The 26,991-nt window shown below is 67.0% G+C and carries 13 protein-coding genes; 6 read left to right on the top strand and 7 right to left on the bottom strand.

Features of this window, described 5'->3' with window-relative positions; translation table 11 throughout:
* Positions 1-28: 28 nt before the first annotated feature.
* The 6 genes from IF17_RS0129455 to IF17_RS0129430 all read left to right on the top strand — a co-directional run bounded on the left by IF17_RS0129455 (position 29) and on the right by IF17_RS0129430 (position 9,929).
* Positions 29-937 carry a hypothetical protein gene (locus IF17_RS0129455; RefSeq protein ID WP_030572278.1) on the top strand — a complete coding sequence of 303 codons (909 nt, stop codon included), beginning with the start codon at positions 29-31 and terminating at the stop codon, positions 935-937.
* Positions 934-2,157 (top strand): intermediate filament family protein, encoded by a 1,224-nt coding sequence (locus IF17_RS0129450; protein ID WP_030572275.1) that lies wholly within the window; start codon positions 934-936, stop codon positions 2,155-2,157. Before IF17_RS0129455 ends, IF17_RS0129450 begins: the two co-directional genes overlap by 4 nt.
* Positions 2,154-3,929, top strand: a complete 1,776-nt coding sequence (locus IF17_RS0129445; RefSeq protein ID WP_030572272.1) for an Hsp70 family protein — start codon at positions 2,154-2,156, stop codon at positions 3,927-3,929. The genes IF17_RS0129450 and IF17_RS0129445 overlap by 4 nt, the downstream gene beginning before the upstream one ends.
* Position 3,930: 1 nt before the next feature.
* Positions 3,931-5,268 carry a hypothetical protein gene (locus IF17_RS0129440; protein ID WP_030572269.1) on the top strand — a complete coding sequence of 446 codons (1,338 nt, stop codon included), beginning with the start codon at positions 3,931-3,933 and terminating at the stop codon, positions 5,266-5,268.
* A 468-nt stretch (positions 5,269-5,736) separates the two neighbouring features.
* Complete coding sequence (locus tag IF17_RS0129435) at positions 5,737-7,275, top strand: hypothetical protein (RefSeq protein WP_244890558.1); 1,539 nt, start codon at positions 5,737-5,739, stop codon at positions 7,273-7,275.
* Entirely contained in the window at positions 7,272-9,929 is a 2,658-nt protein-coding gene (locus tag IF17_RS0129430; RefSeq protein WP_030572264.1) for a hypothetical protein, read from the top strand. The genes IF17_RS0129435 and IF17_RS0129430 overlap by 4 nt, the downstream gene beginning before the upstream one ends.
* Positions 9,930-9,945: 16 nt before the next feature.
* On the opposite strand, the gene IF17_RS0129425 is transcribed toward IF17_RS0129430, so the two are convergent.
* The 7 genes from IF17_RS0129425 to mads2 all read right to left on the bottom strand — a co-directional run bounded on the left by IF17_RS0129425 (position 9,946) and on the right by mads2 (position 26,910).
* On the bottom strand, positions 9,946-10,836 hold the full coding sequence (locus tag IF17_RS0129425; protein WP_030572263.1) for a DUF429 domain-containing protein: 891 nt from the start codon (positions 10,834-10,836) through the stop codon (positions 9,946-9,948).
* A gap of 178 nt (positions 10,837-11,014) precedes the next feature.
* Positions 11,015-11,245: a hypothetical protein gene (locus tag IF17_RS0129420; protein ID WP_051884157.1), complete on the bottom strand. Its 231-nt coding sequence runs from the start codon at positions 11,243-11,245 to the stop codon at positions 11,015-11,017.
* Between the two features lie 447 nt (positions 11,246-11,692).
* Positions 11,693-17,374, bottom strand: coding sequence for a methylation-associated defense system ATP-binding protein MAD8 (mads8, locus tag IF17_RS1000000139965; RefSeq protein ID WP_030572256.1), 5,682 nt, complete (start codon positions 17,372-17,374; stop codon positions 11,693-11,695).
* On the bottom strand, positions 17,371-19,038 hold the full coding sequence (gene mads7 / locus IF17_RS0129410; protein ID WP_030572253.1) for a methylation-associated defense system protein MAD7: 1,668 nt from the start codon (positions 19,036-19,038) through the stop codon (positions 17,371-17,373). Before mads7 ends, mads8 begins: the two co-directional genes overlap by 4 nt.
* A complete protein-coding gene (gene mads6, locus IF17_RS0129405) occupies positions 19,029-23,348 on the bottom strand; it encodes a methylation-associated defense system protein kinase MAD6 (protein ID WP_063830245.1) in 4,320 nt (1,439 codons plus the stop codon). Before mads6 ends, mads7 begins: the two co-directional genes overlap by 10 nt.
* On the bottom strand, positions 23,348-24,772 hold the full coding sequence (mads5, locus tag IF17_RS0129400; RefSeq protein WP_030572249.1) for a methylation-associated defense system restriction endonuclease subunit S MAD5: 1,425 nt from the start codon (positions 24,770-24,772) through the stop codon (positions 23,348-23,350). Before mads5 ends, mads6 begins: the two co-directional genes overlap by 1 nt.
* Positions 24,769-26,910, bottom strand: a complete 2,142-nt coding sequence (mads2, locus tag IF17_RS0129395) for a methylation-associated defense system DNA methyltransferase MAD2 (RefSeq protein ID WP_030572246.1) — start codon at positions 26,908-26,910, stop codon at positions 24,769-24,771. The genes mads5 and mads2 overlap by 4 nt, the downstream gene beginning before the upstream one ends.
* Between the last annotated feature and the right edge of the window lie 81 nt (positions 26,911-26,991).

Genomic DNA, 26,991 nt, shown 5'->3' with positions numbered 1-26,991 from the left:
GGGACGAGAGTGCGGGCGCACGCGCTTGATGGTCACGAGCTCCAGCAGCTCCGCCGATTGGGTGACATCGGATGTCGAATCCATCGCCGTCAACGGCCGCGAAACCTCCACATCTCAAGCCGCCGGCTTCCTCGCGTCGGTGAAGGTCGGCGTCCAGACAGTGGCCGTCTCCAATGGCCCTCTGGAGCGGACGTTTGAGTTCGATTTCTGCCTTGCCGAGGAAGAGGACCTCTGCCTCGTCGACCAGGCCTTGGAGAAGCTCATCTCCAGCCGCGAGTTGAGTCTCAACGCAATCGACACCTTCATCATGCGTGCCGGCCGCGGGGTGACGGCCCGCCGTTACCGCGAAGGTGTGGCGGCATACCTGTACGGCGTACTCGCGCGTGAAGCGGTCGAGGACCCCGGCCGGGTAGATGCATCGGGCGCGACGATCTACGAGCAGCGGTTCAACAGTGCGGTCTCTCTGCTGTCGACCTTCGACCGCCCCGCAACGGAGGCGATCTGCGGGTTGGTCGCGTTGCACTACAACCAGTTCGAACTTGCGGTGCGCAAGACCAACAGCCACCGTGTCTCCGATGTCGCGGCGCGGTTCCGATCCCTCCTCGCAGGCGGCGCATTCGTCCCGACAAGCCTGGCCGACCGGTCGCACGGAAGCTTCGATCGGGCCTTGAGCGACTCCGTTACCGAGGACCTCCTGGACCTCGGTGCGACGGCTTTGGACGGGACACAGTCATCCATGGTCACCCAGCTACTGCCCTCGCTGGGCGAGCTCCGGCCCCAGGACCAATTCAAGGTCCGACTCATCGCGGCTGAGGCGCTGCTCGCTGTGGGAGACATCGATGGTGCATCACGACACGGCGAGGCGCTCAGGCACTCCAAGGAGACGGGTGCCTGGTACGCAGGATTTCGGACCCGATTGCAAGAGGTAGGACGTTGAGCAACGAGACGATTCCAGAGCCCGGCGCGGAGTCGGGGCCGAGCGACCCCGCATCGGCTACCGCTACCGGCGATGGCACCGGCTCGGCCGCGCCTACTGACAATGCGTCAGCGGCACTTGCTGCGGAGAAGGGGACACAGCGGGCCAAGTCCAAGACGAAACCGAAGCCGATCATTACCTCGATCGAGGAGTTACTGACGTTCGCCTACGAGTCGAACGCTCGACTGCTTGAGATCTCGAGGGAGGACCTCAAGAAGCTGGCGATTACCGATGAGGGCATCGCGTCACAGAGTGCGCTGGTCGAGTCTCTCGCGCCGACAGACCCAACGTTGTCGGCCCCGTTCAAGCTGCTTCAGTACGCGGCGCGCCAAGGGGTCCCGCTCAAGCGCGCCGAGGACGGTGGCCTCGCACCGGCGTTGAACCGGCTCGTTGACCTCGCGGTAGTCGCACTGGGCCACAGCCCGGTGTTCGGGGGCAGGGTGGACCAGCTGGTCGATCCCCGCAAGGATCCGCAGCTCTCGATCGAACACGTGCGTGCCGCGGCTCAGCGGGTCGCCGACGAACTTGGAGCGGCCCCGAAGCAGTTCAAAGCCGCAGACAGTGAGCGCCTCGTCAGGCATGCGATCGCGTGCTACGGACTCCTCCGCGCACTCCAACGTGAGTGGACCCTGGATCAGTTCATCGATGCGTCGTACGACTCCCTCTGGAGGTACGAGGCCCCGGAGGCAGCAGGGCTGGAGCGAGCCGCCAGCCAGGTCGGGGCAAGCAGCGATCACAAGGTGCTCGGGATCGTCGGCGCGAACTATCTCGCCCGGATCGCCCGCTTGGAACGGCAGGTCACACATCTCGAGAGTGAGGCTGCCGCTGCTCGGAATCGCGAGACTCGGCTCCGCAATGAGCTTTCGACCGTCGAGGAGCGTGAGCAATCTGCGCTGGCTCGCGCCGACGCGTTCTCTGCCGACGTGGTGCGACTGCAGAAGGAGCTCGCGGCCGAGCGCGATAACAGAGTGGTCGACAAGAGCCATATGGCGGACGACTACGAAACGCTGCGAACGCGCATCATCCGGCGTCTCGGGGGTGAGATCGATCTGCTTACCGATGGTCTGCACGCACTCCGGAACGGTGCGCCCGACGTCGCGGAGGAGTTCCTCGACCGTTCTCTGCTTGCCCTCACGCGTGAGGTCGAGCAGCTGAAGGACGCGGCTGGAGGCTTCGCGTGATCGTCGGGTTCGACTTTGGAACGACCAATAGCCTTGTTTCGGTGGTAGTTGGTGACCGCGTGATCGACGTGATGGACGTCGAGACTGGCCGGCCACATCCCTCGATCGTCCGGTACGAAGGCGAGCAGGTAGTCGTCGGCCGCGATGCCAAGGACGCGTTGGGTGCCGCGGGCATTGGGGTGCACGGCAACACGGTGAAATCGCCGAAGTTCCTCCTCGGCGAGGAGGCGATCGCAGTCGGAGGCGTCGACCGGAGCCCTGTGGACATCGTTGCGGACGTCGTGCGGCACGTCCGGTCGGAGTCCCTGCGCAGTCCGCAGCGGAAGGTGCTCGGCAGCCTCGGCAACGCTGTGGTCACGATCCCCGTGACCATGAATGGGCACCGCCGCGCGGCGCTGCGAGAGGCGTTCGCCGGGGCCGGGATGCGTATAGCCCAGTTCGTCCACGAGCCGCTCGCCGCCCTGTACGGGTTCATCCGCGGAGCAACCGACCCAGAAGAGATGGCACGGCGGCTTGCACGACGAAACGTCCTGGTTGTCGACTGGGGCGGCGGAACGCTGGACCTGACTCTCTGCCGAGTCGACGAAGACCAGGTGCGACAACTTCGTAACGGTGGCTCGACCCAGGTCGGCGGCGACGAGTTCGACAAGGTAATTCGCGACGAGGTCGTGAAGCGCGCTCGGGCTCGCGGAAGTGCCACTGACGACGACCTTGCGATCCCTGAGGCCGAGCTCCGGCTCCTCCAGGACGCGGAGCGCAACAAGATCGAGCTCTCGGCTGACCGTGTTGACGTGACGTTCTACAGGCCAAGTTACTTCCAATCAGGTGCCACGTTGCAGTACCGGCTCACTCGTCAGGAGCTGGAGGAAATCACGCGGCCGCTCGTGACGGCAGGTATTGATGAGATCGAGTCGCTGCTCGGCAGCTTGTCGATGGCGCCCGGACAGGTCTCGCTGGTCGTAGTGGTCGGTGGCATGGCGGCCATGCCCGCGATTCGGAGCCGGCTACACGAGCTGTTCGGTCCGGACCGAGTTGAGGTGCCGACGAACAGTGCCACCTTGATCTCACAAGGAGCTGCGTGGATCGCGCATGACAGGCAGAGGCTCCGACTGGCAAAGCCCATTGAACTCGAGCTCGCCCGTGGGTCCTTGATGCCACTCCTTGCTGCGGGCACTGAAATGCCTCTCGGTGGAGACGTCAAGCACGAAACCCTCCACCTGTACTGCGCGGATCCGACGGATGGGAAGGCGAAATTTCCGATCGCCACTCCGACCGCGTTGTCATCACACCCGCAGGCGAGCGAGCGGCGAACGTCGCTGGGAATGATCACACTCGGCGTCGACGAGACCGCGCCGCCACTGCACGAGCGCCTCGAGCTGAAGGTCGTTCTCGACGACGACTTGGTGTTGTCGGTCGAGGCGTCATCAAGCCAGAAGCACGATCGAGTCACGGCGTCGTACTACGACCTGGAGTTCGGTCTTGGCCTCCCGGCTTCCGCAATGCCCGGAGGTGCAGCCGCGCACCCAAAAGCACCTGAGGAGTCCGTGGTCGTGCCACAGGCGGGACTGGTCGTCCGTGCGAATGTGGCGAGGGACAAGGACCAGGCGACCGTTCCCGGCGACGTGCTGTATCGGCACAATTCAAGGGCCTTCACCCGGCATGTGCGCGACGGTGCGACAGAGGCCCAGTTGCGGGAACACCTTTACTACAAGCCGTGCGCCGCCTGCAAGCGCCAGTGGGGGCACCCGGAGTGTCGATGCGGAACGGCGTGACATGGCGAGCGCCAAGGCACTCGTGCGAGTGCTTGACCACGGAACGGAATTCGAGTCTGGAGTCCGCCGTCCGATTCGTCTGACTCCCGATGGATACGCGGGCGTCGCGTATGCGGGCTCCGTCTACCCACTCCGGCAGGGTGATCTCATCGACTTGGACGGAACGAGCTGGGAACTCGCGGACTGCGATCGGTTCCTGTTTATCGGAGCAGAGGTTCCGTACGCTCCCATTACCGGTAAACCGCTGGAGAAGACCAGCGGTTTCGACGTCGAGTGGCACCTCGAATCCAACCAGTACGGGCATACCGTCGTCTTCAACGCGTCGGAGCACGTTGCCAGCAGCTTGGTGTCAGCGCTTGAGGACGCGGGTCTCGGCATCCAGCGCTGGGACGTCAGCCATCGTCCAGCAGATGACGGCAACTTCTACGACTGGTTCGTGCGCCTTCGGTTCAAGGGCAGCCAGGCCGAAGCACTAGCGCTCGTCGGGGATGTCATCGCACCGCCGTCGTCTCTCGCGCCGACGGTGCCAGTCACGAATCCGACCACAGCTCGCCTTGCTGATGCCGAGGCTCGGATCGAGGAGCTGCTCAACCAACTGTACGTCGCGACACGCAAGGGCGAGGCGGCTGAACGTGAGGTCGCGCAGCTCCGTCACGATCTTGCGAACGCGGAAGCGAGCGAGCATCGATACCGAGAATCCGTTGCCCTCGCAGAACGCCGTCATTCAGATCTGCAAGAGCAACTCGCCGTGCTTCGACAAGGCCTGGGAGGCATGGCTGACATGGCGGAACTGGTGAAGAACCTCGCTGACGCCGAGGAACTTCGAGAACTCGCTCTTGCCGAGAACTCCTTGCTGCTGGAGCGTGTGCGAGCGGCCGACTCGGAAGCGGCAGAAAGCGGAGCACGCGCTGACAACTTGGCGGTGCAGGTAGACGCACTCTTTGGGAGAGTGTCGGAACTTGAGGGCCTAGAGACGGAACGACTTCGCGCCGCGACCGCGCAACGGTCTCGGCGCGGGGGCGTCATTGACTTCCTGCCTCGGGCGTTCAGCCGCCTTGAGTTCGTTCTCGATGCAGTCGATGTGATCGCCAACCTCGACTCGCCAGCGTCCACGATGAAAGCACTTGCTGAAATCGACTCTGGGCGCCCTGTCGGGAAAAACCTTTCGGGAATGCGTGGCTGGTTTGAGGTGACGGAATTGGCGACGGGCATCGCGGGAAGCGAGCGACTTGGCCGCATCTACTACAAGCCGGACGGTCAAAGAGTGCTTGTCAGTGTGCACATCGAACAGGACGAAAAACAACAGAGACATCACATCGAGAGGCTGCGAGCCTTCTGACCCCGGTTACCGGCGCCTGAGACATGCCTCGATGTCAATTCGATTCGCAGTTCCCAGGCGTCGGGCCTCGCGGCCCACGACCCCAGATCGGTGATAATAGGCGGCGCACTCCGGAGCAGGACCAGTGCCGTCCCGATGGCGCCGCACCAAATCGGCCAGACCTCATGTGCTCTGGGAACTCGCAGCCGCCCTGGTGGGGAGAAGACGGGGGGAGTCCGTTGATGCGCTGTCTGTCGGCGCTGCCCCAGGGGGTTGGTACAGCGGGCGCCTGCGCCTGCGCCACACTTAACCCGGGCGTTGAGGAAAGTCCAGTCGTGGACCGCCTTGAGGGTGGATCGGGCGTGTCCTGGCGCCTTCCGTAATCCAGTCGACCGTACTGGCCTCTCGTCCGAAATCAGCACCTACCCTGAAGCAGGGTCAGGTAGTTTCTGCCGATGCAACGCTCCGGCAGCCGACAAGGAGTGGCAAGTGACAGCGGATGTCCGTGGGCCGGCATGGGCACTCGAGGGATTGGGCGTGCGGTCCGGGCGCTACCCCCTGGCGGTGGAGGGCCCGGTGATGCGGGCGGTGGACCGGTTGGTTCCTGGAGTGTCCACGGTGACCCGCTACATCCGTTACCACTCGTTGTATGCGGCGATCGCAGCGCACGCGGAACGGAACGCTTGGGACATCACCGCGTGCCGCCGGGCGGTCCGCCGCAGCGAGGCCCTGCTGGCGGCGCTTCAGCACCACACGGAGACAGATCCGGCGTGGCTTGCCCACGGGGTCGATCGGGTGCGGCGTTTCTGCGCCGAGGAACTGGAACTCGCGCGAGCCGCCGATGAGGAGCAGCTGAGCCAGTCGTACTCACCCCGCCGCTGGGGCTTTTGGGACCAGTACGGCGGACCCGCCACGGTGCTCGGCACCGTGGACGTCCGGGACGGAGTGCTCAGACCCGGCCGGCACCCGTGCCCTCCTGCGGTCAAGGATCTCTTCGCCCCTCTGCTGTCTCTCGCGGCGCAGGACGTCGTGTCCTTCGCCGACCTGGAGACAGCGTGGCAGGCGGCTCTTGGTGTCCCGTGTCCGGCCGAGCGGGAATGGCTGACGGACGTGCTGACCGCAACTCGCGATGGAGGAACCCATTCGCAGGGGGACTGGGAGGCGCCCGACCGCACTCGGCGTGCGACCCTCCGTATCCTCGGCCGGGCGATCGATCTCCACGGTCATGAGGGCGACGGGTATCAGGAGACGCTGCGCTCCGCGGTGGCCTTCGGTGGCGAGGCGACAACGGATCCCGTTCTGGCGGCGATTCCCGAGACGGCCGGTTGGCGGGGGGTGCTGCTGCGCCACTACTCCGTCGGTGCCTGGCGTCGGCTTTGGGCGGCGCTGGTGGCCGATGTCGGCTCCAAGGACGGCGAGGCCGACCGGTCGGCCGGGGAACTGCGCGACTGGCTGGCGCAACAGGCCCCGGATGCGAATGTACGGCGGGTCCTGGACGACCTGCCTCCGCTCAAGAACGCGGCAGGCCAGTTGTTGCCTGTCGAACGGCAACTCCTGACGCAGGGTGCCGATGCCCCGAGGACCAATGTGCTGCTCCTGATGGTGGGTGCGCTGCGCTCCCGAGAGGGTCATCTGCCGGACGACGTACGGGCCGTCTTCCTGGGCCGTCAGCGGCGCTGGGCCGAGTTCCTCGACCCGACGTGGGTCGACGGCCTCATCGACGACTACGCCGACCGGCCGGTCCGCGACTTGGCCGCCCGGCTGGTGGACGACATGCTCGCCCAGTCCCGCAGAGTCGCCCTCGCGAAGCTGCGCACCGACCCCGCGACCGGCGGGCTGAAGATCTTCTCCCGTCTGCACCTTCGCAACGAGCGTTATTACAAGACCGGTGACGAAGGAGACTCCGACATCGGCACCCGCATCCCCCAACTGGGCTCCCTGGCAGCGCAACTGGGGCTGTTCGCCGTCCGCGACAACTGCCACACCGTCACCGCGCAGGGACGGCGAATCCTGGAGACAAACCCATGAGCGCGGCGCAGCACACCCGGTTCGCATCCCCCGTCACGCTGCTGAGAGAGTGGAGCGAACGCAGCGATCAGCAGGCGCTGCACGAAGCACTCTTCCTCGGTTTCACAGTCGATCTCCCCTTCCTGGAGAAGGTCGCCATACCCGTCGCCCGTGGCCTGGGTGCCCGCACCGCGGTGATCGGTGATGCTGCCCAAGGGCTGTACGACCCGGTCGATGTGCGCATGGCCGGCCGCAATTATCTGCACGGCCTGGCCTCCTGCCAGCGTGCGTTCCACCCCAAGGTCGTCCTTCTGGTCGGAGAACACGCCTGCCGGCTCGCCGTGGGTTCGGGGAACCCGACGCTGTCCGGCTGGGGCGCCAACGACGAACTGTGGACGGTGGTGGAAACCGAGGACGACGACTCCCACGCGCTCCTGGCCGACCTCGCCGACTGGCTGGACGCACTGCCCTCCGCCGTGGAACTGGCCCCTTGGTCGGCGAGTCATCTGGCGGAACTGGCTGCCCTTCTGACCGAGCGACATGTCAACGCCCCGGCCGGACCGGAAACCGGTGCCCGGCTTCTGCACAACCTCCAGGAGAGTCTGCTGGACCAACTGCCGCTCGGTCCTGTCGACGAACTGCACGCGTACGCCCCGTTCGTCGACGAGGCCGGTCATGCCCTCAGCGGGCTGCTCGGCCGTCTGACACCCCGCCGCACCATCCTCGGGCTCCAGCCTCGCTGGTCGAGCTACGACGCCGGAGCGATCAAGAGGGCACTCGGCGGCTTCGACGCGCAGATCCGTTTCCTCGAGGAGACTCGGATGCGGCACGGCAAATTCGTCGAGTGGCAGGCCGGCGGCCGCCGATACGCTCTCACCGGGAGCCCGAATCTCACTCGCGCCGCGCTGTGCACGAGCACCCGGGACGGCGGCAACTGCGAGCTCGCCGTACTCGCCGCCGACACCGCGCCGCTGCTTCCCGAGCAGGGGCGCATCACCTCACTCGCGAGCCTGACGGGCCGCACCATCCGGCCCTTCGAGTCCACCGGTCACACGCTCGTCCTGCTGGGCGCGAAGACGGACAGTGAAGGCCTGCACGTCTCTCTGGCGCACCCCCAGTCCCTGCCCGTGGTGATCAGCACGTCTCCGGACGGTTCACCGGGTTCCTGGACGCAGACCGGAACCATTCCGGCGGAGGCGGCGGCCTGTTCCTTCCCGCTGCCCGAGGTTCCTGGTGCGGCGGTTCGTGCCACGTGCGCCCGTCCTGACGGCACCACAGCCGAATCCGCCGTCGTCTTCGTGTACAGCCCCGTGCACTGCGCACGGCGCCACGGCGCCGACAGCGGTCCCCGGCTGAGATACGACTACACGGCGCAGACCCTGTTCGCCGACGAGCGTGCCGCGCGCCGTTTCGAAACCGATCTGCTGCGCCTGCGCGAACTCAGCGCCGGAACGTCCGCTCCCCGGGTGAGCCCGGCGGGAGAAGCGACAGCTGGCTCGGTGACATCCAGCGGTGTCGACCGTTGGGACGCCTACCTCGCCGACTGCCGCCGGATGATCGGGGCGCCGTTGACGGATCTGGCGTTCGGTACCTCGCCGCTCGACCTGCCGCAGGCACCCTCGTCGCGGTGGATCGTGTCGGCGGTCACTCTTGGCGTGCGGGAGGAGGACGACGAAGAGCACGAGGACGGGACGGAGGAGGTGGACCTCCCCACCACGAGCGAGCCGCTCGCCCAGTACGTCGCGCCAGAGCAGCGTGCCCGTTGTCGCGCCTGGGCCCAGCGCTGGGTCGGGGCGCTCAGGGACCCTGACGGTTCAGCCGCGGCACCGGTTCCGGTCCGGATGCTCGTGGCCAACCTGTATGTCCAGCTGCTGGCCGCCGGAGTCTGGGACGAGCAGGACCAGAGCTGGCGCGACGGTCTCAGTCGCCTCCTCGAAGCACTCCGTTCCGAAGACCCAGCAGCCGAGGCGGATCACGAGGCTCCGCCCGAGACCCGGCGACGGCTGGACGCGGTGGCGGCCGTGGTGATGACACTGCTCGTCCAGGACGCCACGTTCACCGGAGGCGGCGAACACGACGTACTGGCCGCCCTCGCCTGGCATGGCAGCAAGGCGATGATCGCGCGTGCCGCGCCCACCGAGGCGGAGGACCTGATGATCCCGCCGGAGCGGGCGCTCGCCCGCGTCGCGCCCTGGAGCGAGGTGGACAGACTCATCGCGCTGGCGCAGGAGGACGACCCCTACGCGGAGGCGATCGAGGGGCTCACCGCGGCCGGCTGGTCGGTCGCGTGCGAGGACGGGCTCTGGGAGATTACGGGCTCCTTCGGCAATCCGCTTCCGGTCGTGGCCAAGGCCGCCGAACGGCTCGGGCGACACCACGCCGACGGCGTGCTTGTGCGAGCACGTAGCAAGAACCGCTGGACCTTCATGGCATGGGCGGGCCCCGACCTGGTCCTGCTAAATCCCCCGGCACGCGTCTGGCGCACCTACCAGGTGCGGCTCCCTGCCACACCGGAATCACGGTTTAGCGGCGGCGACCTTTCCGCGGTACCCGGTCGCGTCGGTTCCCCGACCCCGCTGCAGAAGGGCCCGCCGGAGGCTCTCAGGAAGATTCTCGCCGAGGCAGGCCTCACCTACACGGAGTTGGTCAGTCGCCTGTTCACTCTCGACACGTGACGGGGAAAGAAAGCGATCAGTGCCGTGACGCCACCGGCGACGGACCGTCGAGCGGCTGATTTCCCACGATTGACCTCGACTCACCGTCTCGCCGCTGCTCAAGGCGGGCAGGCGCGATGATGGTGGGAGCCTGTCCCGGAGGCAGGGAGCTGTCCGCTCCGAGCACCTGGCAGCGCGCCAGTCCGTGCCGATACCACAGTGCGGCCGTCCACGCACAGAGCAGCGCGTCGATCAGGTCCTCCCGATGCTTGTAGTCAGCTGCCTTCTGAGGTGAGGGCTCGGAAAGCAGTTGACGAGAGACCGGGTGGGAGGAGAGCAGGAGGGGCGGATCGGCGGTGGCCAGGCCCGCCAGGTGCCGGATCAGCCTGTCGCACTCCGCCGCCCGTACCGCTCGCCACTGTGCCGTCGGGACTCGTGCCGGTCGGCGCTTGTACGTGGGGCGTTCCTGGTCGTAGCCCAGCTCGGCGGCTCCGACCAGGGTCGTGTATGGATAGCACTCGGAGAAGACCAGACCGCTGGCCGGCGGCCCGCCCCCGCCGTCGTCGTAGGACCAGCCCGACTCCTCCAGCCGTTCCCGCAGCAGCACTCCGGCCTGACAGGGTGAGCTCTGGTTGGTGCTGTTCGCGCTCACCTTCCAACGGCCGTACCGCCGGCCGACCTCCCGCTCGCAGGGCCGCTGGCCCACGGGGTTGTCGACGACCAGCGGTGCGTCGACGAGTGCCAGGGCCGATCCGTCGAAGGCTGTCCTGGCCAGCCATGACATCGTCTCCTCGAGGCCACGGGTCCAGCCACATTCGATCACGACGCCGTGCGCGGCGATGGCGGCCAGGCCTGTTTCATTGGGCTGGGTGCGGGCTCCGCTCTGCGCCCAGGCGAGGTCGATGCCTATGAACCGTTCGATCCGCATGCATTCGTAATACCAGAGAACCGGAACCGGCCACCGGTGAGGCGCGGTACTCCTCAGACAGCGCCCCTATGGTGTGGTGATCGAGGAGATCCCTCACCGGTGCCCGGCATCGCCTCGGGCGGGCCGCCTGCGGACTTATGGACGTCTGGGAGGCGGGAAGGAGGATCGAGCGGTGTTGTCACTCCGCGGGTGCGGGAACCATCTGCACGCTCGTGGCTTCGGAAAGGAGGCTCTGGGTGCTGGGGTGCCGCTGATAAGCGGTATCGATTTCCTCCGAGGCTGCCACGTCGTCGGACGGACGGGCGAGCTGCCTGGCGACCGCATCCCTGAGCGAATCGGCGATCTCCGCGTCCAGCTCGACCACGCGCAGCCCCTCTACGATTCCGGTGCTTGAGTCGACGAGCACCATGTGTGTCATGAAGGGTTTTCCGATCCCTCCAGGCACCCCGACCCTACGGTCGCGCTGCCGATGGGCTTCCCAGGGTGAATCCCCCCAGCCGAGAGAGTCCGATTGGCGGTCTGGTCGGTCCGGAGTCTCGAACCGGTAGCACCACACGAGATGCCTGTTCCCAGGGACAACGGCGAACGTAGCCGCGCCAGTACTAAACGCGTGCTTTTCACCAGCCGTGAGCCCATCGAACGCATAGATGATCTCTACGTATGGGTCGTTGAGTACGAGATTGGCCGCGGATTTCGGCCAGTTGACCTGCTTCGGGTAAGGAGCACCTACTACCGGCGAGTACCCCATGATCCATCCCCTCCTCGAACCGGTCCCGGCCCGATCTTTCCAAAGCGCGGCTCGGGCGCGCCGGTACCGCACGGCCCAGATCCTGTAACCGGACCACGTACTGTCGCCCTACTGCCCGCCTGACGCGGTCTTCGTCGCTCCGCCGTGTCGGGTCACCCGAGGCCGACACCGCACACGCACCGCGCCGTGGGTGAACGCAGGGTCGGTGGACTTGCTCGCCCACACGAACGCCTCGCCGGGTTGGAGCTGCGCCATCTGCTCCGAGCGCAGTCCGGCGAAGGAACTGTTCGCCTTCTGGAGGTGCTTCAGCCAGGCTGGGGAGGTGAACTTGTGCAGGATGACGTGGTCGGAGAGCTCGATCAGCGAGATCGGCACGGAGGGCGGGTCCTGGCTGGCGACCAGGATACTCATGCCTTTGTGCCGCATCTCGCGGACCGTCTCGACGAGGCCGGCAACTAGGTCGGGGCTGTCGATGTACTTGTGCGCCTCGTCGAAGACGACCAGCTTGTTGAAGTGCCCTTCCTCGTCGCGGGCTTCGGCGAAGAGCTGCATCAGGACGACGAAGAGGCCAAGGGCCTCGTCCTTCTCGATGTATTCGTCCCGGAGGTCCACGATGATCAGTCGGCCTGGGCGGATGAGGCTGGTGAGACTGGCGTTGTCGTCGATGTACTCCTCGGCGAGGTTGAGACGTTCCTGGGCGAGCTGCTTGACGTGGTCGGGCATGCCCGAGTCGTCCACGCCCTGCCGGATGGCGGCGAGGCTCAGGTTGTCTCGGTTCGCCCGCATGATGCGGGTGAGCTGGCGGATGTACGTGGACTGGTTGCCGACTGCGCCCATGAGGAAGCGCCAGTGGGATGCCTGGAGTTCTCCGGAGGAGAAGGCCAGTGGCTGGACATCGATGCCGGGGAATTCTCGCTTGCGTTCCGCAACTTGGGCCTCGGGCGTGAGGAGCAGGACATCGGTCAGGGCGCGTGGTTCGGCCCCGTAACGCTCTTTGAGGACCTTGAGCTGCGCCTGGTCGTCGTTGGGGCGCACCATGGAGGTGAACTCCGGGGCGTAGTCCATGGTCCGGCTGTAGTGGAACACCACGGTCGCGAGCGGGTGGGGCAGTTCGTTGACGGGCGGAGCGGGCAGCGAGGCCATCTCAACGATGCTGCCCAGGGTGTAGCTCTTTCCGCCTCCCTGGACACCGAAGAGGCTGATGGTGTGGGTCTCGTAGAGGTCGACCGCGACCTTTCGTCCGGCAACCTCACCGAGCACGCCGTGCTGCAGGGACGGGCGGGAGACGCCGAGGAAGATCTCGGGGACGCTTCCCGCAGAGGACATATCCAGCGTGACTGTAGTGGGCTGGGCGTCGATGGTCGGCGCCTCGTGGCAGCCGCGCCTGTCCAGCTCGGTCTCCGTCCGCGGTGGAACCTGGTTCGCTGCCGACGAAGCATCGGACGAGGTGCCGTGCGGGACCGGCGACTCTGCCTGAGGTCCGGGCAGCGCAGGTGCGCCCTCCTCGACCGATTCGTCCATGCTGCCTTCCGAGCGACGAGGCTGCATCTGGTCGGCGGGGAACGCCGGGGCATCGCCCGCTCCGGAGCAGTCTCCGGCCGAGTTCTCTCCGTCGTCCCTGCAGAGCTCCTCCTGCGCCGGAGTGTCCGCCCCATCCGCTTCCTCGCGCCCAGGAGCACGGAACTCCGCGTCGGCGAGTCGCGGAACGGACAGCTGCAGAAGGGCCAGGGTGGGAGCGGTGGCCGCTCCGTCCGCATCCGGGCCGAACTCTGCCGAGTCCTCGGCGACGGCATCGGACGGCTCTGGGACGCCCGGCCGCCTGGTGGGGATCGCATCGATCAGCTCCGTGATCAGGTCGCTGCCGATCCGGTGGTACTCCACCCCACTCTCCGACTCCCGATCCGTACCGCTCCGGGCCAGGTCGAAGATCAGTCCGCTACGGGTGAATTCGAGCCGGTAACCGTCGTCGAGGGAGTCGAGAAGGGCATGTGCGGACGTTTGGGGTCCACGCCCCATGGTTCCGTGACGAGCTGCCCGCTCCAGGTAGAAGCGGAGCAGGGAGCTGAGGGCGAGGTTCTTGACCGGCCGGTCGACACGGTCCGGTGTGGTGCATTCCGGGTCGAAGGACTCGGCAAGGGTGCGCTCGCTCTGCCCCAATTGCTGGGCGACCTTGGTCTTGAGCCGTTGGTAGGCGCTGATATCGTCGAGCGCCGTGTAGCACTTCACCTCGACGAGTCGGCAGGTGACGGTTCGTGTCCTCGCGTCGACGTGGAACAGAGCGAGGTCACTGCGCTGGAAGGAGAGCACGTCACCGAGCTCGCCGGCGCGGCGGCGCGCCTCGGCGTAGAGCTCGGGGTGTGCGTCCAGGGGGACGACGATCTGGTTGTGAAGTGCGTCCTGGTAGTCCAGGTAGAGGCGGGCCAGGGACAGCCCGAGAACCTCGGTGCGCTGGTTGGGGGCGGTGGAGGCCAGCTTGAAAGCGAGGTTCCCCGAGAGCAGGCGCAGCTGGTCGAAGAAGGAGTTGAGGTGGCGCTCCTCCACTGCAATGCCGTGCTGTTGTGCGGTGGGGCCGAGCAGGTTGCGCAGCTCGTCGACCGAGTTCGAGCTGACCATGATCTGGTGGCCGAGGCCGCTGTCGAGAGCGGGCGCGTAGTCGATGACGTACTCGGGGCGGCCGTGCTCTGCGGCGTGGTCGAAGTACTCCAGGCCGAGTGTGCGGTCGATCGTGACGACCCAATCGCCGATCTGATGGGCCTGGTAGAGCAGGGCGCGGTCGTCGTTGTCGAGGGAGAGGATGGTGCACGGCACGTTGCGGGGCGCCTGTCCTGCCGTGGCGACGTTGGCGGCTGCGCCGGCCAGCAGGCCGGGCAGCCGACTCAGGAGAGTGGCGAGGTCCTCGACGCCCTCGGCGGTGGGCATGGCGGCTCCGTAGCGCGGGACGGTCCGCCAAACAATTTGCTGCTCGGAGTCCTCATACGCGGTGAAGGTAGCCTGGACGAGTCCGTGTACCGGCGCGTGAGCGATGCCGTGCCGCTTGACGGAGCTGTGCTGCTCGCCCCCGAAGGCGTCGATGAGCACGGTCAGATGAGCGTCGAACTCTATGGAGGGGCTGCGGAACTCCTTGATGGAGCGCACCGAGTAGACGAGTTTTGCGTGGCGACCCCCGCCCGCCGTGTGCAGGAACGCTTCCGCCTCGGCGGTGGAGATCTGGCTCTGGGCGCTGAGCAGTTCACCGAGCGCCGTTCCGGTCTCCGGGGCCTCGGGGTCGGTTACGCAGAGCCGGATGTCGTAGGTGAGATCACGGGTGGCCGGGCGCCGCTGGAGTTCGAGGAGGGCATCGGCGATGACCTCGGCCCGCCCCGCGTTGATGATGTTCATGACGAGGGTGCGGACGTACGGGTGGAGCCGTACGTAGCGCTCCATGCGGTCAGCGAGTGCCGTACCGGACAGCGCGCTCGCGCCGTTCGCCGCGCGGGTGCCGGAGGTGGAGAGGTTCAGTCCGGCGGAGAGGCGGCCGAGCAGGCCGCGGGGGTCAGCGGTCTCGCTGGGGAGGTAGGCACCCCAGTACGGGGTGAGGTTGTCCGCCGCTGCCATGAGGCGCCCGTCCTGGCGCGGGACCACGAACGGGAATCCGAGCGGGGACAGCGCTCCCTGGAGAGAATCGCGGGCCGCGATGGCCCGACGCTTGCCCTCCCCGACGAGACGGCCGGTCCATTCCTTGCCCATCGCGGACCAGGTCGCCAGCCAGAGGGCGCGTAGGGGGTGGGTGGGCGAGGCGAGCAGCACGGTGTCTCGCCCGCCAAGACCGTCGGTAAGGCTGACAGCCAGGCAGTCGATCTGCTGGATCCGTGCCAGGGCCACGAGCGCCGCGCCCCTGGCGTCGTCTCCTGCCCTTTCCGTCTGGAAGGTCTGGGCCTCCACCAGTTCGGCGTACGCTTCGGCGTACGCGGCGAGTTCCTCGCGTACGGTCTCGAAATCGACGGCCTCGGTGACCAGGAGATCGCCGACCTCGACCGGTTCGTCGCCGTGACCGCTCCCGCCGCGTACGGCTCCGAAGTAGAAGCCCCGCGCGGAGAGGAACGCGTCGTACGCCTCGGCGGCGCGCCCTGTCAGAGTGCCGGCCAGGTTCTCCTCGTCCCCGGAGGGCATCTCGAAGGTGCCGTCGGGGTGGAGGACCAGGCGGCGCAGCGAGGTGTCCTCGGGGCGGGCGAGGAGGTCCTGCTGAACCTGTACGAGCAGGGGGGACAGCCGGATTTCCGCGCTGCCCGCCGGACGGATTTTGGCGTTCAGGGCCCGCTGCGGGCTCCGCGGCGTGCTGTGCTTCCAGCGGATGTCGTTGAGTACGACTCGGGTCGGGTCGTCCCCCGTGGCAAGCGCGTCGAACTGCAGTGACCTCAGTGCCTGGGCGACCCCGGGATAACGGCCCGCACTGCGCTCGGGCGGTTCCTCGATCTCGGCGTTCGGGACAACGTAGAAGCGCTCGCTCTCGCCGCCCGGCAGCTCGTGAGCGTTGGGGGCGACGTCGAGCGAGTCTCCCACAGCGTCGAGGGGCGTCACCCGGACGTAGTGCCAGCCCTCTTCCCAGTCGATCTTGTTCAGTTTGGCCAGTTTGACCTTGTACTCGGGGACCGCCCGTGTCCCCTTGTCCTTGTACGCGATCCGTCCGATCGGTCCGCCGTTCTCCGAGACGATCTCCACCCGGAATCGCTGGAGCGCGTCTACCTTGATCGGGGAGGGTTGCACGGTGAATCGGGCGGTGAGTTCGCGTACACCGTTGTCGCCGGTGAGCAGGTAGGGCTGGCCTACGATTGCCCGGAGTGCCTGGTATTTGTTCAGTTCCTCGGCGTTGTCGCCAGCGGTGGGAAGCCCCAGTTCACGTACCTCGATGGCGACCGTGGCACGTCGGCGTTCGTCAATACGCCAGTTCCCGAAGGACAGTCCCCAGTTCTCGCGGTCGGTGACCACACGGCGGGTCCACACCACCGGGTCCTCCAAGCCGCAACGGGTCGCGAAGCCGGCGAGTTTGGCGGCGAAATCGCCGTCGCTTAGTCCCAGGTCCAGGACGCGCTGGCGTTCGGAGCGGTTCGACGCAGTCAACTTGTCGACCAGCCCCCGGTTCCGTTCGACCCGCTCCTTGACCGCAGTGGGGTCGGCGTACAGGTCGAAGTCGGGGACGAGCCCGAAGTGGTAGACGGCCGCCCCGGACGCCTGCTCCCGGTAGCCGTTGGTCTGCAGCGTCAGCAGGTACGCCGCAACCGCGCGGTCACTCGTCCGCCGGTCGGCATGGCCGCGTAGTGCGGCGAGCAGTTGGTCGACGCCCTGACGCAGCCGGTCCGGAACCTGCTGAAGGAGGTGGTCGGCGAGCTGAGCGTATGCGTCACCGAGCGGCACCTCCTCGAATGTCGCGATGCCGAAGGAGTCCTCGGCGCTCACCCGGGTGCCGGGCGGAACGAACACGAGGAGCGGTCCAGGGAGCGTTCCCTCGCCTTCTGCTCGGTTGCGGAGTTCGACCAGCTTGGTGCTGGTGACGGTCACGTCGTGGAAGGGACGGGTCGGGTCCAGGTCGTCGGCCTGGCCGAGGACGCAGACGGTGGCGGCCGGGCCCAGCGCCCCGCGCAGCCGTCGTACCAGAGGCGCCGCCAGCTCGGCGTCGACCTCGGTGATCCGCATGCAGTGACCGGCCGCCCGCTCCCCGACGAGTTTCGCCAGCCGTGGCACGAGGACGCCTTCGAGCGCCTCTCGAAGGTCCTTGGCCGTGATCTCCACCAGACCGGTGGCGCTGCTGCTCATCGGGGCGCTGCTCCCGTCGTCGCCTCGGTCCCGATGCTGTACCGGGGGGTGATGGTCTGCGTCAGATAGGCGTCGGACATGTCCTGGTAGTAGCCGATCTCGCGAAGCCGGTCGAGGAAGGCTGACGCGTTGGCGCGCAGGGCGGCCTGGTCGTCCAGGTGCGCTCCGGAGAAGCCGTCGGTGTCCGGCAGCTGGTCGATGTGCAGCCCGTACCGTTCACGCAGCAGGGTGAGGAACTCGTCGACGCGCATCGGTGAGGTCTGCAGGTTTCCGGTGCCGTCGTCGCCCTCCCTGAGCAGTGACACCTGCAACAGGACCTCCAGGAGTCTGGCGTCCAGGACGAAGCGTCGGGCAACGCTCTTGCCGCCCGTGCGCCCGCCGCGTGGCTGGGCGATCAGTGCGCCTGGCCGGTGCTTGAGGAGCATGGTGTCGAGGCACTCGATGAAGTAGTTCCGGTAGTGGCGCCCCTTGTAGTGCATCAGCATCTCGATGTACTCGTCGAAGGCGGAGAGCCCGAGCTGGGTGATCTGCTTCAGCTCCGGGGGAAGGTCCTTCTCCTCGTCCCGCACGCGAGTGACCCGCTGGAGGAAGAAGGCGTCACGTTCCTTGGCGTACGACTTTCCAAGCCGTTGCAGCACCTCTTCCGGGGTGAAGTAGTTCCGCCCCGGCGGGTAGCTCAGCTTGGTGGTGTGGCGGACCAGGTGAGCGGAGAACTCGTCGAGCTTCTTCACCTGGTAGGTCGCCTGGACGAAGCGAGGGACGCGCCGGTACCAGATCTCCGCGCTGCGTTCGGCCAGCTCGGCGGCCGGAGTTCCGGGCACTCCCTCAACGTCGAGGAAGAGCCGGGGCCGGTGCGGGCAGCGGTCTGTGCCCTGCCCGCCGGAATGTCCCCCACGGCAGGTGGCACTGCCCGCGCCTGCCTCGATCACCGCCGGAAGCAGCTTCATCATCCGCAGGTGGTACAGGGACAGATGGAAGGCGAAGAGGATCTTCAAGTAGTCCACGAGCACGGTCCTGGGCATGCGGTCCTGGTGGTACAGGAGCCGCATGACGTCCTGGCAGAGCTGCCGTGCCGGCTCCGCGCACAGGGGAGTGTAGGGCGTTCGGGGCCGACTGGTGTCTGCCCGGTCCTGCATCTGGTGGCCTGCCCGCTGTACGAGGTGGAGCAGTGCCTGGGTCTCCACGTCGGTCCCCGGGCCGGGCGTGATGTCACCGGTAGAGCGGTCCACATCGGAGAAGAAGAACTCCCGCAGTCCCTTCAGCGCTCCCTCGTCCTCGGCGAGCATCTCGTACAGCTGCTCGTCGGCCCCGTACGGGCGGGACTTCCGGCTGTTGCGGAAGCGGTAGGTGAATCCGTGCAGCGGTCGAGGTGCGGCCACAGCCTCCGTCGGCTTACCCCGGTTGACCAGATCGAGGAGATGAGTCGAGGCCCAACGGGTGGTGGTCTCCCGGTCGAATCCGTCGAACACCTCCGGGTTCCCCAGGAACAGCTTCACGAACACGTCGACTTCGAGGTTCCAGGTCCGGCTGATCTTGCTGGGCATACCGCCGTGCCAGAGCCGTGCCAGGAGCGCCGTGAGCACGCGGTCCATGTCCAGCGCCTTGTAGTCGATCCGGCTGACGCCGGGGTGGGTGAACGTGCCCAGGGCTCCGGTCAGCGCCATGTCGTCTCCTCCGCAACGGCGGTGTCCGCGCCTAGCTGCTCACCACCGTCGGTCCGAGCTGTCAGTTCTTCCAGGTGCAGTACGGAGTCCTCGGTGCGGTGGATCCTCCGCAGGTCGTGTCCGTGCGTGGTGAGAAGGACCTCCTGGTACGGGACGGCGGCCAGCCGGTTCTTGAACACGGCGAGGGCAAGCTGCTGTCCTTGCAGGTCGGTGACCGAGGGCCGGTAGCCGCGCTCGAAGCGCTGGAGTAGTTCGAACAGGTCGAGCCGGATGTCCAGTTCGGCGGTGCCGCCCTGCTGGCCGACGGGGTCCTGGTAGGTGAGCCGCAGCGAGGTCCGCCCGGACTCGATGTAGGGCGAGTTGGGGGCCGCGCCGGGTTCGAGGCGGAACCCGGCGGCAGGGAAGCGCCGGAAGCTCCGGACGGTTCCGCCCGGAACGTCCCGGACCTTCAAGGCGAGGGCGTCGCCGATGCGCTCCGGTACGACCAGTCCCTCACCACGGTTGAGTGCTCGCAGGATGGTGTCGCGTTCCTCCACGCCGGCGGCGTCGGTGCGGGAGAGCAGTTCCATGAACCGCAGTACGGAGGGATAGGGCAGCATCCGTTCCGCCCGTTCCTCGTCGCGAAGTTCGAAGTACAGCAGGCGGCGGGTCGCGTCCACGTACCGGCGATGGCTAGCGGCCTGGGCGGCTCGGTCGGTCATCGACCGGCCGAGCCGTGCGAACTCCTGGCCGAGCAAGATCCGGTCACGGTCCCCACGTCCGTCGACGGTTACCAGGGCGCCGGCGGAGAGGAGTCCGCCGTAGTCGAGCCGTCGATCGAGCTGCGGCTGCGGGACGGCGGCCACGTCGGCTTCCCGCAGCAGGGAGAGCAGCCGGTCCCGTTCCCGCGGGGTGCCGTCCGGGGCTGGCGGGGTGCCCAGGTGCGCGGAGAAGTAGAAGCCGTCGAGGATCGCCTCGGTGTCGCCGGCCGCGTACAGCTGGTGGATTTCGGAGCAGTCGCGGCCCGAAGCGAGCGTGTAGGCGAGGGCGGAGCGCAGGTCGCGCAGGGTGATGTGGAGCTTGCCGCGGAGCTGTGTCAGTTCGTAGACGCGGCGCAGGCGCCGTTTGGCCTGTGGGCCAGCGGCGGGGTGCTGGAAGGTCTGGGCGTTGTGCCGGGCGTAGCAGACAGTCGCCAGGTCGCAGCTCTCGCAGTCGGCCCAGAACCGTTCGTGTGTCATCCGGTCGAGCATCCGCTCGAGGAGTGACTCCCCGTCCTGCGGTTCGCCGTCCGCACTGAGCGGACGGGCGGCGACATCGCGGGCGTTGAGGTTGACGACGGCGACAGCCCGGCCGGTGGCGCTTCCCGCGAGACCGAGGTTGGTCAGCTTCGCTAGGTGGGGGAAGCGGTCGTGCCTATGGCTCAGGAAGTCCACTAGACGACCCTCGTTGATGGCGATCAACCTGGTCTCGCCCTGGATCGGCCACGCTGTCTCGTCGGCTCCGGCGAACGGCGCGAAGAACTCCTCCAGGACGTCGTCGCCGCTGGTCTCGCCCTCGTCCTGGCTGCCGTCGTGATTGGTGCGGAATCGGTGCCCGGCCAGGGTGAAGTCGGTGCCGTTGGAGCGGGGCGGTCCGAACTCGGCGCCGAGCTCACGGGCCTGGCGCTCGAATCTCTCCAGGAACGCGGTCTTGCCGTCCCCCGCGTTGCCGGTGACCACGACCAGGACGTGACGGCCTTCGCGGAGGGCGGGGACGAGCTCACGGTCCAGGGCGGTCTCGATATACACGGACAAGGCGTGCGGATCGAGGCCACGGGTGCCCCGGTTACTGCGACGGCTCTGGCTGTAGAGCGTTTGCAGATGGGCTACGAACGGGTTGTGGTCGGGCTGCTGCGGGACCTCGTCTCCGTCGGTGACCACCGGTGGGGCGGGTGGCTGCTGGGCGAGGACGGTCGGCGGGACCGGAACGGGGGCGAGACGGGCCGATTCCAGTCCTTTCAGTGCGGCGAGCAGTTCCTCGGCCGTGGTGAACCGTTCGCCCCGGAAGGGCGAGATGGCCCGCAGCATGACCTCGGCGAACCCCGGCGACAGGTCACCGAATCCGCTGTATGCGGTACGCGGATCGACCGGCCGCACCCCGGGCGGCGGCTGTCCGACACCCTCCCACGGGTACTGGCCGCCGGTCAGCGCCTCGTACAGGGTGACACCCAAGCCGAACAGGTCACGGTCGGTGTATCCGGAGCCGTCTGCGGGAACCTGGTCGAGGTCGGGCGGGGTGTAGCGAGGGCTGGTGTAGGTGTGGCCCTCGGAGGAGTCTGCGGTCTTCGCGATCCCGAAGTCGATCAGCTTGACGCCGTCGTCGGTCCACAGCAGGTTGCTCGGTTTGATGTCGCAGTGCCACACCCCGCGCTCGTGGATGTGTCGCAGCCCCCGGGCCGTATCGATCGCAAGCCGCAGCACGTCCGCCGCGCCCATCCGACCGCCACGGATCACCTCCGCGACGTCCTTGCCGTCGACGAACTCGAAGACCAGGTACGGGTACTCGTCCGGCGGCAGCAGCCGGTCCGCGTCGATCATTTCCACGACGTTGGGATGCCGTGCGTCTTGCAGCCGCTGCAGGACGTCCGCCTCGCGGCGCAGTCGTTCCAGGACGGAGTCCCGGTCCCGCAGGACCAACTTCACCGCCCGGTCGACACTCCTTATCGTGTCATAGACCCGGTAGGCCACCCCGAACGAACCGGGGCGCCCGAGCCGGTTGCGCACCAGGTACTTCGTGCCGAGCTGGAAATCGGCCGGCAGGTCCCGGAAGGACTCCGGACCGCGCGGGGAGCCCGGTGCCGACCGATCGGCGGCGCCGTCCGGAGTCCGGGAGGCAGAGGACGAACCCCGGCGCCTGGCCGGGGCATTCTGTGCGCCGACGACCAGTTCGAGCCGCCGCAGCGCCTCGACGGCGGTGGGCCGGTCCGCCGGGTCCGTCGAGCACAGCTTCTGCAGCCAGTGCGCCAACTCCACGCGGACCTGGGCCGCCTCGAGGCCGGATTCCGGCAGCATGCCGCCGGCTCCCGCCTGTTCAGTGGCCGAGGAGAACGGCAGCTCGCCGGTGAAGAGCTGGTAGCCGATGACACCGACGGCGTAGATGTCGGCCTTCATACCCATCTCGGACGGGTCGGCGTGGCACTCGGGCGCGAGATACGCACGGTCGGCGATCTGGTGCGCCTCCGGTCCCACGGTGTGCGTGCGCGGCTGCGCGGTCTTCGCGTACTCGAAACCGGTCAGCATCGCCCGCCCGTCCTGGGCGATCAGGACGGTGGACGGGTTCAGCTCGCGGTGCGCGATGTGCCAGTGGTGCGCGTGCGCGAGCCCCATCAGGATGTGCCGGACCGTGCGCAGCTTCGCGTCCGCGGTGAGCGGGTCGGCGGCCCCGGACAGGTGCAGGGCCAGCGCGTGTCCGGGAACGTCGTCGTAGACGGTGACGAAGACGCCTTCGTCGTCATCGGGGAAGAAGTCACGGGCGCCGACGATGTTCGGATGCGAGGGCAGCTTGCCGAGCGCCTCGTAGGCGATACCGATCCGCTTCTGCTGGAGCAGACGTTCGGCCTCCGGTGCGTACGGGTCGGCCGTACGCACCGACAGCCGGACGGTTCCCGAGCCTTGCGGCGCGTTGGCGTTCTTGGCCCGGTACTCGCGGTGGACACCGTTACCGCTCTCCTCCGGCGCGGTCTCACCGAGCCGCTCCATCACCTCCCAGCTGCCGAACCGCAGCGGCCCGGACGGGGGCCGGGAGGCGCCCTGGATCGTGCTCACGATCAGGTCGTGGTGGGCGACAATATCCGTGTCGAACCGGTTGGTGGAGGTGGGGACACGGCTGACGTCGGCGAGCCGCCCGATCAGGTCGGGCAGGGGCACGGTGTCCCGGGCGTCCTGCTGCCGGGGTGAGCGGTCGACGAGCAGGGTGTCCGGATACGGCAGGAGGACGAGCGCGTCGGTGTAGAGCCGGGACAGCGGACGGTGGGCCGTCTCCAGGATCGACTTCAGCTGCCGGGCGTGATGGCGCAGCTTGGGCAACGGGGAGCGGAACGGCGCCCGGCGGGAAGGGTGCCACTTGCGGCCGTCGGCCTCGATGCGGCCCCGGGTGCCCTTGACGTCGATGACGTACACGGCGTGCCCGGTGACTATGACGAGGTCGACCTCGAACAGCTCGTTCCGGTCGCGCGGAATCTCGACGGAGTGCAGGACCGTCCAGTCATCGGGGGCATGATCACGCAGATGCGCGATTACCCTCCGCTCGGCATCGTTGACGGCCTCCCCAACTGCAACGATCCTGGCACCCATCAGCCGACGGCCTCCTCGATGGCGGTGGTGAGCAGCGCGAGGGCTTCGTCTTCTAGGACATCGGCGCGGTCGCGTTTTTTGTAGGCGTTGCGAACGGTTTCGGCGATGCGGTTGCGGTCGGCGGGCGGGGCGAGGGGGATCGGGATTTCCGCGCGAAGGAACTCGTGGATGTCCTGTTGCTTGCCGCCCACGCTGAGCGAGCGCAGGAGCCGGAAGGCCGCTTCCGAGCGGAAGAAGGCGAAAAGATATGCGCCAGGGATCTCGGGATCCCCACTCACCACCCGCAAGAAGTGCTGCGTGTAGGCGTACTTGAGCCAGCTGCCGGTGACGAAGAGAGGGCGGCAGAACACCTCGTTCTCCCCAAGAGTGCCCTGAGCCGCGATCATGATGGACTCGTCACGCGCGAAAATTCCTGTGGGGGCTTGCTCTGCACTGATCCAACGACCTTCTGGCTTGAGCCAGAATCCCTGGCGCTGACCAATGAGTTGGACGCCGCGCTCAGGGTCACTGTCCACTCGCTTGAATCGGACGCCCGACCCCAGGTGCCCGCCAGAACAAATCTGGCCAAGCGACCTTCCGTGCACGGAGCCCAGCTTCTCGGCCAGCTTCCGCGCCCGGGGCGCGAAGGTCAACGCTCGCAGCGACGTCGGCCCTACAGACGCAACCTCAAATCCCAGGTCCCGTTCTTGCTGATGCCAATGCACCTTGTTCAGGTCAGGCAGGCCGTTACTGTCAAAGAAGTCCTTTGTCGCGGCCACCAGGTCTGCTTGGTGGTCCGCGCGCAACTGCGCACATTCCTCCACGAGGTCATGGATCCGCCCCTCCAGGTCCGCGCCGAGGCGCGGCACCGGCAGCCCCGCAATGTGCTGCGGCTCAATGTGCTTCACCGCTGACCCGTATACCGAACCGCGCACCAGCGACTCACCGAACCGGCTGAGGAGGAATGCGTACAGATACCCGGACTTGATCTTCTCGGAATTAGGCTGCACCTTGAGGATGTGCTCTGATGCCCAGCATTTCCCCATGTCGGGGCGAACATAGGACCGTCGACCGGCATAAAAACCTGAGCGCGAGATTAGGGTCATGCCGGGATTGAGCTGCTGGGCTTTCAAGGATGGCGATTCGGCATCCGACTTCCTCAAGCGAGGCAAGTTGGTGAGATCGGCGGCCATCATGTCCCGGCTGCCAAGCCAAGGCACACTATGCTCGGGGTCGGTGAGGTATACCCGGCGGAACATCGGTCCGTAGAAAAGCCCGCCGTTGGGCCCCGTTGTCACCGCCGCCAGCGGCTCCGTCTTCGGCAACTGCTCCAGCAACTTCTTCGTCTTCAACGACCCCGCAACATACGGCGACGCGTCGAACCTGTATCCCTGCTCTGCGAACCAGCTCGACATCACCGGATTGGAAAACTCGGCGATCTTCACGCGCTCGCCCCCGCGACCTTCCGCGGGTCCACACCCGGCACCGGATGCTTGGCCCGGAATTCCCGGTACCTCTCCGCGATCACAGGCAGGTCGTTGTCGATGACCTTCTTGCTGCGCTTCAGCGGCCGGGTCACCACCTTGTCCCCGATCCGGAGCCGCTCCATGACGACCTCCGTCTCCACCACGAACTCCCCGTTGGGCTCGCGCTTGAAGAGATCGTTGCCACGCCGGTCGAACCCGACCTTCTCCGCGACCGCCATGAAGACCGGGTACGGCTTCTCGGTTCCCATCCGGTGGTTCTGTACTTCCTGCCCGGTCTTCCTCTTCAGGAACAGGAGGGTGGTGAGGATGTTGACGTTAGCGTCGACGATGAACGTTTCCACCGGCAGCTCGACACTCGCGAGCACCCAGCAGTTCTCCAGGATGTACCGGCGGATCGCCTCGTCGGTCGGCCCCGGGTTCGACAGAATGCCGTTGGGCAGGACGATGCCGATCCGTCCGCCGGGCTTGACCCACTCGATGGCGCGCTGGATGAACAGCTGCTCGGGCGCCATACTGCTCGGCCGGGAGGTCAGGCTCTCCCTGGGCTCACCGGTGACGGGGTCACGTCCCCAGGACTTCGCAATGCCGTTCCTGAACGAGCCGAGCACCGACTCATCGCTGACTGGGATGTCCGCCCCGAACGGCGGGTTGGTCAGCAGTACGTCGACCTTCTCGCCGAGCTTGATCTTCTCCTGCGCCTGCTCCACGCCGGGAAGGTGCCCACGCGGGAAAGCAAGCGAATCCATGTGGAACACATTGCCCGTGGTCTGAGCGAGCGTCATGATCGCCATCGTCGTAGCGCGCACCAGGAATGGGTCGAAGTCCGCTCCCATCAGGTGCTTCTCCGCGTACTCCTTGAGGCGGTCGGCGTAGCGTACGCGCTCCTCCTCGGTGTCGGGGAAGCCAAAGGTGCCGGCGTCCTTCTTCCAGCTGTCTCGCAGGTGCTTGAGCGTGGCCTGGAGGAAACCGCCGGTGCCGCAGGTCGGGTCGAGTACCGTCTCGTCCTCCTGCGGGTCGAGCATCTCCACCATCAGGTTCACCGCGCCGCGGGGGGTGAAGTACTGCCCTCGGTCGCCGCGCAGGTTGGTACCGACGAGTTCCTGGTACGCGATGCCCTTGGCGTCGACGTCGGTTCCCGTCAGGTCGTACGGGGCGATCTCGCTGACGATGAAGGCGAGCGCCCGGTCGGACAGGGTGATCTCGTCGCTGGCCTTGAAGACGCCCTTGTACTCGGTCTTGACGTCCTCGAAGAGCCCCTTGACGCGGGTGCTGATGGCGGCCCGTCCGTCGTCGTCGAACATCTCCTTCAGGCCAGTCCGGAACCTGCCGCGCCCAGTGCCACGGGTGACTCGCTCGTCGTACATCTTCGCGAACAGCAGGTAGAGGAACTGCCAGAAGGCGGCGTCCTTGGGCATGCCCTCGTTGCCGTGGATGTAGTTGTGGCAGCGCTGGAATGCGATCTTAAGCATTTCCGGGTCGGCCTGGCGCAACCGCTGGTGCGAGGCGACGGTCCGGCTGCCGATGGTGCCGTCGGCGACCTCCCAGTCGCTGCGGTCCTCGAAGGTAACGCCGAAATCTCTGACTACCTTCTTGAGGAAGAAGAAGTCGACCCCGTCCGTCCACATCCCGTCGACACACCTGGGGCGGTCCTCGTTGCCCATCAGCTCCTGGAGGTCGGCGAGGTCTTGCTTCGCCTGCTCGGGCTCACGGATCTTGACGACGTTCTTGCCGCGCTTGGGCTCCGGCTTGCAGACGACGACTCGGAGCAGGTTCGCCGTGGTGTGCTTCGCGCCGGACTCGAAGATCGCGATGTCGGCCTTCTTGGTCCGCTTCCGCGAAGCACCTTCCTCACTCACCGTGACCGGGAAGTCGCGGGCCATGTCGTGGGGGTCGATGCCGTGCTCGTGGACCAGGGCCCGAGCGATGCGTTGCCGCACCTTCTCCTTCGGAGTCTCCTTGATCGCCGTACCGCTGATGTAGTCGACAACCTGCCCCTCTTCAAGGGCCGTGACCTGGGGCTGGGTATCCGCCGCCGCAGGCTCCGCGCCCTTCTCAGGCTGCTGCGGGTTCTCCGGGTCCAAGGTCAGTTCCTCCATCGGCGTGCTGCTTCTTCCCTGTGCTCGGTGGTACGGGTGATACTGGCGGCCGGACGGCCAGGGCGTGCTCGATCGCACCCT

The sequence above is a fragment of the Streptomyces cyaneofuscatus genome, assembly GCF_000718135.1.
Lineage (GTDB): Bacteria > Actinomycetota > Actinomycetes > Streptomycetales > Streptomycetaceae > Streptomyces > Streptomyces cyaneofuscatus.
This window is presented reverse-complemented; position numbering and strand designations above follow the sequence as displayed.

Bases quoted from the DNA above. Each gene is read 5' to 3' on its own strand.
- IF17_RS0129455 (WP_030572278.1), top strand. From the start codon at position 29: ATGGTCACGAGCTCCAGCAGCTCCGCCGATTGGGTGACATCGGATGTC.
- IF17_RS0129440 (WP_030572269.1), top strand. From the start codon at position 3,931: ATGGCGAGCGCCAAGGCACTCGTGCGAGTGCTTGACCACGGAACGGAA.
- IF17_RS0129430 (WP_030572264.1), top strand. From the start codon at position 7,272: ATGAGCGCGGCGCAGCACACCCGGTTCGCATCCCCCGTCACGCTGCTG.
- IF17_RS0129425 (WP_030572263.1), bottom strand. From the start codon at position 10,836: ATGCGGATCGAACGGTTCATAGGCATCGACCTCGCCTGGGCGCAGAGC.
- IF17_RS0129420 (WP_051884157.1), bottom strand. From the start codon at position 11,245: ATGGTGCTCGTCGACTCAAGCACCGGAATCGTAGAGGGGCTGCGCGTG.
- mads8 (WP_030572256.1), bottom strand. From the start codon at position 17,374: ATGAGCAGCAGCGCCACCGGTCTGGTGGAGATCACGGCCAAGGACCTT.
- mads7 (WP_030572253.1), bottom strand. From the start codon at position 19,038: ATGGCGCTGACCGGAGCCCTGGGCACGTTCACCCACCCCGGCGTCAGC.
- mads6 (WP_063830245.1), bottom strand. From the start codon at position 23,348: ATGGGTGCCAGGATCGTTGCAGTTGGGGAGGCCGTCAACGATGCCGAG.
- mads2 (WP_030572246.1), bottom strand. From the start codon at position 26,910: ATGGAGGAACTGACCTTGGACCCGGAGAACCCGCAGCAGCCTGAGAAG.